General features: G+C 28.2%; 11 protein-coding genes. 8 read left to right on the top strand and 3 right to left on the bottom strand.

The window, feature by feature from the left end:
- Positions 1-32: 32 nt before the first annotated feature.
- A complete protein-coding gene (locus EXC51_RS00245; RefSeq protein WP_129619985.1) occupies positions 33-2459 on the bottom strand; it encodes a UU173 family protein in 2427 nt (808 codons plus the stop codon).
- A 24-nt stretch (positions 2460-2483) separates the two neighbouring features.
- Between EXC51_RS00245 and EXC51_RS00240 the strand changes: the two genes are divergently transcribed.
- The 3 genes from EXC51_RS00240 (at position 2484) to EXC51_RS00230 (ending at position 3818) form a co-directional block, all read left to right on the top strand.
- The gene (locus EXC51_RS00240) at positions 2484-2960 is read left to right on the top strand and encodes a hypothetical protein (RefSeq protein WP_129619984.1); all 477 of its coding nucleotides are present in this window, start codon (positions 2484-2486) and stop codon (positions 2958-2960) included.
- Positions 2960-3466 carry a DUF4231 domain-containing protein gene (locus EXC51_RS00235; protein ID WP_129619983.1) on the top strand — a complete coding sequence of 169 codons (507 nt, stop codon included), beginning with the start codon at positions 2960-2962 and terminating at the stop codon, positions 3464-3466. Before EXC51_RS00240 ends, EXC51_RS00235 begins: the two co-directional genes overlap by 1 nt.
- Before the next feature lie 64 nt (positions 3467-3530).
- Complete coding sequence (locus tag EXC51_RS00230) at positions 3531-3818, top strand: hypothetical protein (protein ID WP_129619982.1); 288 nt, start codon at positions 3531-3533, stop codon at positions 3816-3818.
- A gap of 30 nt (positions 3819-3848) precedes the next feature.
- Here the strand turns inward: EXC51_RS00230 and EXC51_RS00225 are convergent, their stop codons facing one another.
- Complete coding sequence (locus EXC51_RS00225) at positions 3849-5111, bottom strand: hypothetical protein (protein ID WP_129619981.1); 1263 nt, start codon at positions 5109-5111, stop codon at positions 3849-3851.
- Positions 5098-5448 carry a S1 domain-containing protein gene (locus EXC51_RS00220; protein ID WP_129619980.1) on the bottom strand — a complete coding sequence of 117 codons (351 nt, stop codon included), beginning with the start codon at positions 5446-5448 and terminating at the stop codon, positions 5098-5100. Before EXC51_RS00220 ends, EXC51_RS00225 begins: the two co-directional genes overlap by 14 nt.
- A gap of 280 nt (positions 5449-5728) precedes the next feature.
- Here EXC51_RS00220 and EXC51_RS04180 point away from each other — a divergent pair, with 280 nt between their 5' ends.
- The 5 genes from EXC51_RS04180 (at position 5729) to EXC51_RS00195 (ending at position 12720) form a co-directional block, all read left to right on the top strand.
- Positions 5729-6976: an MAG3090 family protein gene (locus EXC51_RS04180; RefSeq protein ID WP_187468993.1), complete on the top strand. Its 1248-nt coding sequence runs from the start codon at positions 5729-5731 to the stop codon at positions 6974-6976.
- Between the two features lie 109 nt (positions 6977-7085).
- Complete coding sequence (locus tag EXC51_RS00210; protein ID WP_129620649.1) at positions 7086-8426, top strand: glycine--tRNA ligase; 1341 nt, start codon at positions 7086-7088, stop codon at positions 8424-8426.
- A 19-nt stretch (positions 8427-8445) separates the two neighbouring features.
- Complete coding sequence (dnaG, locus tag EXC51_RS00205) at positions 8446-10500, top strand: DNA primase (protein ID WP_165001801.1); 2055 nt, start codon at positions 8446-8448, stop codon at positions 10498-10500.
- A 1-nt stretch (position 10501) separates the two neighbouring features.
- The gene (locus tag EXC51_RS00200) at positions 10502-11941 is read left to right on the top strand and encodes an RNA polymerase sigma factor (protein WP_129619978.1); all 1440 of its coding nucleotides are present in this window, start codon (positions 10502-10504) and stop codon (positions 11939-11941) included.
- A gap of 2 nt (positions 11942-11943) precedes the next feature.
- Positions 11944-12720, top strand: a complete 777-nt coding sequence (locus EXC51_RS00195) for a Nif3-like dinuclear metal center hexameric protein (protein WP_129619977.1) — start codon at positions 11944-11946, stop codon at positions 12718-12720.
- Positions 12721-12764 lie beyond the last annotated feature (44 nt).

The raw sequence follows: 12764 nt of genomic DNA, 5'->3' as shown, positions 1-12764 counted from the left end.
AACCACCTTTAAAGGTGGTTTTTTTCTTATCTTTATTTAGATATGATATCTAATTTACCGTCTTGGTAGATGTATTCGAAATTTTCACTTTCAATTTGATATTCGAATTTATCAATTTCAGGAGCCGCGCTGCGAATTAGCATCATTAAAAATTCATATACCATAATCATAGCTCTAACGTCATTTTCACAGTATCTTTTAAGCTCAGGTTCTTTTTCCATTTTTCAAACATTATCACCAGTGATTTGAGCATGTCTTAAAATAGCTTCTTCCATTGCCATAGTACCTTTTTGAATAACAAGTTCCGAATAAGGAGTAATTAATGTTTTTAAAGGAAACTGATTTTTAGTAATATATTTTTCAATCTTTTTAATTGAGAAAAAGTGCTTTAAAAAGTTTATATGAATTAAAGTTGTCTTTAAAAAATCAGTTTTTTCGATCATTGCATAGTATGATTCTGAAAGTAATTCAATTTGATGATTTTCGTTGGTTTTAAAGAAAAAGTACCCCTCTTCATTTCCAATATGAAATTCGTGGAAGATTGCTTTTTTTTCAAGTTTATTATGGCTAAAGCAATCAGCTAAGTCAATTGTGTTATTGTTAATGTAATCCACGTGAGAAGCAAATTCACTAACATCTATATATTGTGAGTTAAATCAATTAATAAACTCAAGGTCTTTATTATCTTTAAAGGCACGCCTTACAAGCTCTTTAATTTCTTTATTCCGCGTATTTTCGTATGTTTTGTTAAATACTACATAATAATCAGCTTTATTACTGTAAATAGTTTGAATAAGCATTACTAAATCTTTTAATGTAATGTTTTTGGTATCAACTACCACATTTTCAATTTTTTTCTCTATTCCGTTAACGGTTTCAATAACTGATACTTGGTTAACAATTTGACCATATGAAGCACTTTGGTCTAAAATTGGAAAAACATTTGAAAACCCTTCATAATCGTATCAAATCACTCTTTTATCTTTAATGTGTAAATTACGGATGTAATTTAAAAAGTGGATATTAAAGTAATTAGGAACACTTTCAAAAAACTCTTTATTGTTTTTATACAATTCAAGGTTTTGTAAAGATTTAGCTTTGAAGAATTTAGAGCTTATTTGCTCAAAATCAGGTCCTCAAATGTATTTTCTAATTGCGTTAACTTCAAGTTGATTATCAAGGAAAAGTTTTTTAGGAAGCACAATGTTATTTGGGGCACTAATTTGCTTTTGATAGCTTAAATCTGCAATTGCATAAGGAAGATGTTCAACACTTTCTTTTACTGAGAAAAAGTAAGCAATAGCATCATAATTAAAATTATCACCAAATTCAAAATATGAATTAATAATGCAATCTAAATATTTATCAAAAGTATCTAAATATATATTTTCATCTTTATCTATATTTGTAGAATTTGGATCCTTAAATTTAATTTTAACTTCTTCACCAAGCTGATTAATAATTGTTTCTTGATAATTAGTGTAATCAATTTTATTATAATCTGTCTTAATAACGGTTGGTTCTTTAGGGTTTGGAGAAATTTTTCCAAAGCGTGCACTTTGGAAAAATGAACCTTGAGCTTTATTACCTTCATAATATGATCCAGTTTCAGTAAAAAGTCTTAATTCACCAGTGTTTTTAAGTGCATAAAAAAGTTCTTCATCTTCTAAAGTAGTAGCAGCGGTGGCTTTTTTTCTTGGTTTAGCCTTAGCTACTTTAGCAGCTGAATTTCAAGTTGAAAATGATTCATAAAAAGTACATGTATCTTTAGTAGTATTTTTAGTGATATTGTTATCAAAGAAATTGATGTTAATTACACTAATTTGTTTTACATTGTAATTTAATTTTCTAAGTACATTATAGGTAAAAAATCCTTTGTAAAAGAATTTAGGTTTAGCAAAAGAAGTGTAGTTTAAAAAGACAATTTTTTGCTCCTGTTTATCATAAAAAAATGCATCTGCATTAGTGTCGAAAATCTCTCCATTAACTGCTTTTTGATAAGTAAAAAGTGGGTTAGAAATTAACTTAATTGCATCATTTTCCATAGCAGCTTTAGTTTGAGCTCATTTAGCTTCAGCATTATTTTTAGATGAAATATCAGTAATTTCATTTATTTTATATCCGTATTTTTTAATGTAGAATTCTCTAGCTAAAGCAACATATTTTTGGAACGAATCGCTTTCAACTTTGTTGACTATTGAAAGGTTTTCACCTTCATCATTATCCATAAAGTCACCAAGGAAAATATCTTCATCATCTTCATCTTCCCCTTCTTCCTCAAGATGCTCTTTATAATTTGCAAAGTATTTAACACCACTTTTATCAAGTGGTCATTTTTTTGAATATTCGCCATTTTCAAGGCGCTCTGCAAAGTTTCCTTTAATTCAAATTAAAGCAGGGTTATCTGTAAAAACCCTAAAAAAAGTCTTAAAATTGATTTTAATATTTTTGTTATTCATAATTATTATTATAATTTATTAGCTATGAATACAATATTAAAAATGATTAATAAAAAGCTTAAAAAAGACCAAACCAAATTACGAATTTACAAGCTTCTTGATCGCTTAATTTCACTTATTATCACGATTTTAAATCTCTCAGTACTTTTCATAGCTATTTATGCTTTAATCAAACTTGTGAGAATTAATACAACTGAAGCTGATAATATGAAAGATATTAAGTTTTCATTTTATTTAATTTTAGTTTTTGTAATTTTCATCATTTGTTCTTTTATTTTAACTATTGCCCTTGAAGTTTATAAAAATAATTCACGTTATCAAGAATACAAAAAAATCTATAACACAATGGAACATTTACTTGTTAAAGAAGCTCAAGGGCTTATTAGCGAAGAAGAACTGATCATAACTATTGATGCTCTTTGAGAAAAAGCAAGCACCAAAAGAAAAATTATTATTAAGCAAATTGTGCAAAATCAACTTGAAAAAGGACCAATTAAATAATGAAAGAATTTAATGCTTTTCGCCAATATAAAAAACTTTATTTAAAAGTTTGACGCAGGGTTTACATTTATGGATTTTTTTATTATTTATTAAACTTAATAACAATTGTTTCAGCACTTGCAATCGCAATTATTGCTACTGTTTTTATTGCCGGAACTGTAAAGTATCCTAATAATATGGTAAATCCATACAGAAGTTGATTTAATGATGGAACTAACTATGTAATTTCCACAACCATTATCAACTCAGTTGTAGCTTTAATTTCAGGGATGCTTTCATTTTTCTTAATTAACAAAAGATTTAATGATGCTAAAAATAGAATTCAAAAAATTCACATTGAATATACCTTATATAAAGGTAAAGAAATTTATTATTCTGACGTTGATAAAAAAACTCGTGATTACATTTTATACAAAAGAGTCACAAATATAGTTTCTTATGACCGCTTTAGCACCGATTATTTAAATGAATTAAGGGTAGAATATGACACAACAAAACAAGGATAGAATTTTCACAATACTTAAGAAAATTAAGCGCAAAAGAAACCGAAGCCGTTTTTTATTTATAAGCATGAGTCTCTTTTCAATAATCATTTCGGCTTCATCAATTATCTTAAACCTTTATGCAATTAGATACAACGTTTTACCTGCTCAAACAATGAGTTTATTTGTGGCTATTGCAGTTATTTCTTCAGTTATCACTTTTTTAGTAACCATCCAATCATTCTTTAACATCACTGAAAGTAAAAATAAAATTGAGCAAATTGTTGAAAAAACAACTGAACTTAAAAACAAAATTGAAGAAAGTAAAGAAGTTAATGAAACTTTGGTCAATGAACTTCTTGATACTTATGTTTAAATAAAAATCCTCTTAATACCAAGAGGATTTTTATTTAAATGGATCAATGTCTTGCTGAATGCAATATAAGATTTTGCATCAGTAAAGCAGACCAAAAAACTCACCTAAATTAACTTCATCATTAATATCAATTTCAAGTTCAATTGTTTGGACTAAATCATTAAAAGAAGTTAGGTAATTGTTAAAAACATTGAAAGATTGTTCATTAATTTCTTCAATTGTGAATCTTTCGTATTTAATTGGGAATTCAAAATCATTAACAATTGAAGAGAGCTGATAGTTGTATTTTTTCTCTTTAAACCTAAAATAAATAATGCTTTTGTTATTTTCACCAGCGATGATACTTTGTCCTAAAATCGGAAGTTGCTCTGAAAGAGTAACTGCATCATTATATAAGTTTTTAGAAAGAGTGCTTTTATTAAATAAATGAGCTGCTAATTTAACGCTTTTGGTTAGATTTGAATCATAACCGATAAACAAGTTTAAATCCGGGCAATATGACTTGGAACTTAAATCGGTAATAACGCTATAGTAAATTGACATATCAATAGCTATTTTGTCATAAATTTGATCTTTAAATAAATTATCAGTAATGTTTTTATAACCTTGAATTAGTTTAGCTACATTAACTCCTTGAGTGGCTAGTAGTACTAATGAAACTTCAGAAAAAAGCGGATAATTATTATTTGTATCTTCAGAAGCAATTAATACATTCTGAATCGGAAGGTTGTAGTTTTCAAAAATCTTATAAGAACTTTTTTTACCAATATAGTAAATATACTTTTTAACAAGGAAATCACTAGCAATAGTAGCTAAACGATTCAAAATAAAGGAACTAATTTGTCTAAGTTTTTGGTTTTTATTGAAATTATCAATGAATAAAAGCCGAATTTTTCTTTTTGAAATATTATTAAAGAAATGGTTAATTTTTTCATTAACTGATTCATAAGATTCAAATTCATTAATAAAAATTAACTTGATTTTATGTTCTTTATTAATATCATTTTTAGAATAAAGAAATTCTAAAGCAGCTTCCACTGAAAGACGAATTTCGTAAGTGGTTAAAATGATTAATTGTTCTATTTTTTGGTCATATAAGTAATTACAGAAATTAATAATTTTATCAATTCCAGTAACTGCGAAATTTAAAGCAATGTCGTTGAAAGCTAAATATTCAGACCCTTTAAAATCAAGCGATTGCAATTTTTCAATTAAAGAATTAGATTGCTTGAATTTATCTTCTTTGAAAAATTCATTTTCAAAAGAAAGATTTTTCGATTTAATTTTTATCATTTTTTACCTTTTTAAATGTAGCTTTATTGAAAGCTTCTAAATTTTTAAACCCATTTTTTGTGGCTTTTAACATAAAGTTATTATTATTTTTTCCAAAATTAGGATGATTTTTCTTAAAGCTACCATATCTCATATTTTTTTCTTTATTGTAAAAAAGAAACACGAAATTGATAACTTCACCCACTTTAAAAGTGCTTTTGACATTAATTTGCTTTTTATCAGAAATTTCTTTTTTAACGATGTTGTATTCTAATTCATTTTTATCCACCACAATTATATTGTTAGGAAAAACTTTTTTCACTTTGCCTGTAATTATTTCATTTTTACTATATTTCATAATTTTAATTATAATGTTTTTACATTTTTTTAAAAAAGAATTCAAATGCAGAAGCTATGCTTCGCTTCATTTTCAAAACTTTTAAGCCTTGAAAATAGAACTATTTGTTTTTGTTTCAAAAAAACACTCTAAAAATGTAAAAAAATAACTTTTTTGCTTGTATTATGGGAATTTTAGTAAAAATAATCTATAATTCTTTTTATATAGAACAAGAATAAAAAATATATAAAATTTTATGATTTAAATCTTTATTTTAATTGTAAATTTCAAAGGAGCCAAAATGAAACGTTTACAATGTTTATACAAACCAACCAAGGATAAAAATTATCCTTGAGCATTGAAACATCCAAAAGTTGATTCACCACTTGCACTTTTTAAAACTCGTCAAGATGCAATGAACTGATTTTTAGCACTTGGATATGATTGTGTTACATGATTCCATACAGAAGAAGGGATTTGAGGTGGAAGCGTTCTTGCTGAAAAATTAGAAAATCAACAAGAGCAAGTTTTTGAAATTAACGTTGACAAATACGATGGTGGTGTTAAATTAAATGATGCTGCTCAAGAATTATTTGTAAACCTTGAAACAGAAAAAAGAAATCAAAATGAAGCTGAAAAATACTTATCAACTTTAAATGATTTTAAAATCATTAAAAATCACGAAACATACTTCCCAAAAGATGATGTTGTTAAAGTAAGAAGAACTAAAAAAGTTGAACCTGAAACAATCGTTAAGGTAGAAAAAGAAGTTGTTGTTGAAAGAGTTGAAGTTCCAGTTGTTAAAGTTGTCGAAGCTAAAGAACCAACTGTTGAAGAAGTTAAATATACATATTCAGCTGAATTATGTAAAGTGGGACAATTAAAAGCTTTTGCTTTATACTCTAAAAAATTAGAATCAGTAGCTCAAAAATACTCATCACCAGTTAAAACTTCATCAGAAGATTTTAAAGACATTGAAGCTAACTTAGAAGCTGCTGCAAAAGAATTTGACAAACTTGAAAGTGAATTTGAAAACACAGAACACAAACACGTTTATGAACTTGTTCAAAAATCACTTAAAAAATCAATGCAAACAATTTTAAGCAATGTTCAAGAAGATGATTCTATTACTTATTCACCTGCTACATCACTTTACTTTGAAGAAAAATGTTGCTCAAAAACAAATTTAAAACTTTCACAATCAACATCATACGTTCTTTACGGAAAACACCATGTTGGATTTGTTGAAGAAAAAGATTATCCATACGCAGTGTTTGTTAAAGAAGCACCTAAATACTCAACAAACTTAGTAATTTTTGAAAATAATGCACCTGCAAAAGTTGTAGAAAAAATCGTTGAAGTTGAAAAAGTTGTAGAAGTAGAAAAACCAGTTGTTGTAGAGAAAGTTGTGGAAAAAGAAGGTGAAAAAGTAGTTGTAAAATCAGGATCATGAATTTGAGATTGATTCGCATTTATGCTTTTAGGTATTGGTTACTTAATTTTAATAGTTGTTATCTTAATCTTACTTTTCACAGGAAACACAATTTAATAAGCAAATTCATTTAATAACTCGCAAAAAGCTGGTTATTTTGCTTTTTATTTAATAAAATAAATTTTATTAAAAGTGGTAAAATTAGATAACTATGAATAAATTTAATATGCAAGACCTTGTTAACCACCTAAAAACTACTGGATTTGTCTTCCAAGGAAGCGAAATTTATGGTGGTCTTTCTAATACATGAGATTATGGGCCTGTTGGAACTTTACTTAAAGACAACATCTTAGCTCAATGAAAAAGTGAATTTATAACAAAAGAAGCTGCTAATTATTTAATTGATTCAAAAATCTTAATGAATCCAAATGTTTGAGTAACTAGTGGACACGTTTCAAATTTTAGTGATCCGCTTATTGAAAACAAAGTTAATGGAAAACGTTATAGAGCAGATAAATTAATTCAAGAAGTTGATCCAAGTTTAATTCCTGAAAAAATGACTTTTGAGCAAATGAGAGATTTTTTAGTTACAAATGTGCATGAATACGAAGGTGCTAAAACTAATTGAACAGATATTAAGAAATTTAATTTAATGTTTGAAACTTTCCAAGGAGTAACTGAAGATAGTAAATCTAGAATTTTTCTTCGTCCTGAAACTGCACAAGGAATCTTTGTTAATTTTAAAAATGTACAAAGAACAATGCGTGCTAAATTACCATTTGGAGTTGGTCAAGTCGGAAAAAGTTTTAGAAATGAAGTAACTCCAGGAAACTTTATTTTTAGAACTAGAGAATTTGAGCAAATGGAATTAGAATTTTTCACTAAACCCGAAGAAGCATCTTACTGATTTGATTATTATGTTCAAAAAGCTTACAACTTTGTGCAAAAATTAGGGATTTCAAAAGAAAACATTGCAATTAGACCACACGAAGCTGAAGAACTTTCTCACTATTCAGCAGGAACTACTGATATCGAATTTAAGTTCCCATTTGGTCAAGGAGAACTTTTAGGAGTTGCTAACCGTACTAATTACGATTTAAAATCACATATGGAAGCAACTGGAGAATCACTTGATTATTTAGATCCTCAAAGTAATGAAAAAATCATTCCATACGTTATTGAACCAAGTATTGGACTTGATCGTTTAATGCTTGCAGTTATTTGTGATGTAACATATATCGAAACTCTTTCAGAAAATGATACTCGTGTTGTAATGAAATTCCCAAAACAAATTGCTCCATATAAATTTGCAGTTTTACCACTTGTTAAAAAATTAAATGAAAAAGCTAAAGAAATTTTTAATCAATTAGTTGAAGCAGGAATTTCAGTAACTTATGATGAAGCTGGTTCAATTGGTAAAAGATACCGTCGTCAAGATGCTATTGGTACATTTTACTGTCTAACAATTGATTATGATACTTTAGAAGATAACCAAATCACAATTCGTGATCGTGATTCAATGGAACAAATTAGAATCAACATTAGTGATTTAAAAAACTATTTTTAATTTTTAAAAGGAAAATATAGTGCAAAACGTAAATAAAGAAATCATTGATTCTGTTATTAAAAATGCAAGAATCGTCGACGTAGTCGGCGAATTTCTTAGTTTAACCAAAAAAGGAAATAACTACCTTGGACTTTGTCCATTCCACAGCGATTCAAGTCCAAGTTTTACCGTCAATGAACAAAAAGGAATTTACAAATGTTTTGCCTGCAATGAAGGTGGAAATAGCGCCACCTTCTTGATGAAAAAGTTAGGAATAACTTTTTATGAAGCATTAGAAAAACTTGCAAATATGCAAGGAATTGAGCTTAATTTAAAACAATTTAACAAACAAGGTTATTCATACAATCCTGGAGATGCCGAAATTATTGAACTTTTAAATTCAATTAATACTTTTTATAAATTTGAGCTTATTAAAAGCGTCGATCCAAACATTAAAAACTTTTTAAAAAATAGACATTTAGATAATCAAATTATTTTAAATAAATTTGACATTGGATATGCACCAGAAAATCAGCTTATCAATAAAGCTAAAGAATTTAACTACTCTGAAGAAGATCTTGTTAAAGCTGGGCTTATTAACCCACAGTTATATGAAATTTTCAAAAACCGGATTACCTTTGGAATTAGAAATAATAATGGTGATTTAGTTGGTTTTAGCGCTCGTGCGCTTGCTAAAAGCGAAAATGCCAAATACATTAATTCACCTGAGACTAGATTATTTAACAAATCACAAATTCTTTATAACTACCATAATGCTAAAAACAAAATCCAGCAACTTAAAGAAGTAATTATTGTTGAAGGATTTATGGATGCTATTGCTTGTTATAAATCCGGAATTGAAAATGTTGTAGCTGTTATGGGAACTGCTTTAACTAAGCAACATCTTAACGTGCTTAAAAATAACAAAATTGTTCTTTTCTTTGATAATGACACAGCTGGTTTAAAAGCTACCATTCGCTCAGTTGAATTAATTCTTCAAGAAGGAATGGAAGTTTTTGTTATTGAAAACAACTTTGAAAAAGATGCAGATGAAATTCTTCATCATCATCAAAATGGAAGAGATGATTTGATTAACTTAATTTTCAATAACCGCTGCTCTGCAATTGATTTTGTGTATCGTAAGTTGCAAATCTTGCACAATTTAGATGTTTCACCCGAATATTCAAACATTAAATTATTTGCCAGCGGGCTTATGCGAATTTTTGCTAATGCTCAAAGCGATCAAATTAAATACTTAATTAACTTAGTTAAAAAAGATTTTAATTATGATATTGAATTTGACTTTGAAAAGAAAAATCAAATCCAAGCTTCAAATAACTTTTCAGATTATAAAGAAAAAGATCTTTACATTGATGATCCAATTAGTTATGATCAAGATCAACATCTTGGGTATATTCCTGAATATGTCCCTGGTGAATTTGAGCCCCAATTTCATGGAAGAATAAATGATAATTGAGATACTGAAAAAGTCATTAATGAGCTTGAAGATTTTATCGTTATGGACAATCGCCTTACTTTATTAATTAGATGTTTAAGTAATGATGCATACTTGCAACTTTTTATAAATGAGCTTCAATCTAAAGAAATTTATGAGGAAGCTTTTATGTGAGATGATCAACTTGCAACTGATGAACTGCTTAAGCAAACATATAAAAACTTATTAATGTTTTGTAAGTTCAAATTAGATGCTAATTTTTCACCTGAATATGAAAATATAATTCATCAACTTTTTCAAAGCGTGGAGCAACTTTTAGAAAGAAAAATTAGTGAATTTAAGCTTAATAATCCTAACTTTGAAAGAATTTATGAAAACATTGATTTCTTTGAGCAAACTTCTAATTTAAAAATCAAAATCAAGAACTCACTTAGTGAAGAAGTTAAAACCGTTACTGATTTAAATGTGCTTAGAAATCACATCAAAAATAAATTAAACTTAATTTTAAAAGATAGCATTAAAGCTTTTGAAATCAAAAATGAGAAATTGACTCAAATTAATATGAACACTAAATTCATAGGTAAAAGATTGTACCAAGCAATTTCCGTAATGAAAAGCGATGAGAAAAAAGGAGAATAAAATGGATAAAAATTATGATTTAGTTGTTGATTTATTAAAAGATCAACTTAAGAAAAAGAAGAAGAAACACCTTTCGCAAGAAGAAGTGTTTGATTTTCTTTTAAAAAACCAAATGGAAATTACTGAAGATAATGATGATTTTTTAGAAAGATTAATTTCTGAAGACATTGTTAAAAACGAATTTGATGAAGGTGATTTCGATGATACAGATCTTGATGATTTTAAGAAAAATGCTGGAATTTTTAGTGATTCAGATGATAAAGACAAGTTAGACGAATTAGATGATAAAGATTTTAGCGAAGATTTTGATGATGAAGATTTTGAAGACGATTTTAGTGATGAAGATGACAACATAGATTATTCTCCTGAAGATTACAATGAAGAAGAATCTTCTGAAGATGAAGATGAGGAAGAAAAAGAAGAAGATGAGGAAGACATTTTAGATTTTCACGGTGATGATTCAGATTTAGACTTAGATCTTAGTTCGCTTACTTTTGATACTCACGAAGGTGGGGTGCATCTTGAAGAAGAAACTCAACAAAAGAAAAACCTTTCAAATAAACTTACCGAAACAAATGACATTGTTAAATGATACATGCGTTTAATTGGTAAATATGGGGAACTTTTAACAATTGATGAAGAGCGTCAATTAGCCGAACAAATGGAAAAAGGTGGATTTAGAGGTAAAAGAGCTAGAGATAAGCTTATCCAAAGAAACTTACGTTTAGTTATTAATAATGCTAAAAAGTACAAAAACCGTGGACTTAGTTTTATCGACCTTATTTCAGAAGGAAACGCCGGAATTATGAAAGCTGTTTCTAAATATAATGTTCAAAAAGGGTTTAAATTTTCAACATATGCTACTTGATGAATTCGTCAAGCAATTACTAGAGCTGTGGCTGACCAAGCTAGAACAATTCGTGTGCCAGTACATATGGTAGAAACAATTAACAAAATTTCTAAAATTGAACGTGAGCTTCAACAAGAGCTTGGACATGAACCAACTGATGAGCAAATTGCAGAAAGATACGACAAAAACTTTACTGCTGAAAAAGTTCGTTACATTAGAAAAATCAACATTGACCCAATTTCTCTTGATAAACAAGTAGGTAAAGAAAACGATTCATCATTTAGCGATTTTGTTAAAGATGATAACGTAATTTCTCCAACCGATCACGCTGCTCAAGAAGAGCTTCAAAGCGCTTTAGAACGTATTTTAGAAGCTGATTTAGAAAAAGATGAACGTGAGCTTATTTGTAAGCGTTATGGGGTTGGATTTGATGAAAATGGTGAAAAATACCGTGTGCATTCACTTGAAGAACTTGCTAAAGAAAGAAATGGTGTTTCAAAAGAACGTATTCGTCAAATCGAAAACAAAATTTTAAGAAAGCTTAAAAATGGAAAACACAGTAAAGAACTTAAAGATCTTTACCGTCCATAATTATGCGTGTTAGAGAATTTTTAGCTTTCTTAAATAAGCTTTATCCACTTGAAAGAAAAGAGGTTTGAGACCCCTCTGGCCTTAGTGTTAAAGCCAACCAAAACAAAAAATTTACTGGAGCTGTTCTTGCAATTGACATCACTAATGAAGTGGTGGATTTTGCTATTGAAAATAAGTGCAATGTAATTTTAACTCACCATCCTTTTTTCTTTGAAAAAACAAGGGAATTAGAATGAATTAAAGCGCCATATAAAAAAGAACTAGCAAGCAAAATGCTGCAAAATTGAATTAGTGGATTTGCAATGCATACTAATTACGATATTGACATTTATGGAACTTCGTATCAAATATTAAGATATCTTGGTTGAGAGCATTTTTATAACTATGGATCACCATCATATAGCGCTTTAGCAACTGTTAAAACAAGCTTCAATGATGTGGTTGCTAGGCTTCAAAACAACCTTAATTTAAGCGAGTTTGGAACCAATGTTGAAGCCCAAAACTTTGATAAACCAATTGAAAAAATTGCTTTTTTAAGTGGAAGTGGATACATTGGAGAAATTACTCAAATAGCTAAAAAAGGGATTGATTTAATTGTTAGTAGCGATTTTAAATGAAGCGATTGAATTGTCTTCAATCAAAACAAAATTCCTATTTTAGAAATTCCTCATCTTGATGAGGAAGTGTTTGCTTATCACCTTTTAGAGCTTCTTCAAGCTAAATTACCAGAGTTTAAATTTTTACTCAAAAAGATAAAAGTACCATATAAAAACCTTTAACTTTTTACTTACCTGCACACCTTAGTGGTGTGCTTTTTATACTT

Origin of the sequence: Mycoplasmopsis gallinacea (genome assembly GCF_900660495.1) — a bacterium.
Lineage (GTDB): Bacteria > Bacillota_I > Bacilli_A > Mycoplasmatales > Metamycoplasmataceae > Mycoplasmopsis > Mycoplasmopsis gallinacea.
The sequence above is the reverse complement of the archived record's forward strand: the minus strand, read 5'-3'. Positions and strand labels throughout refer to the sequence as shown.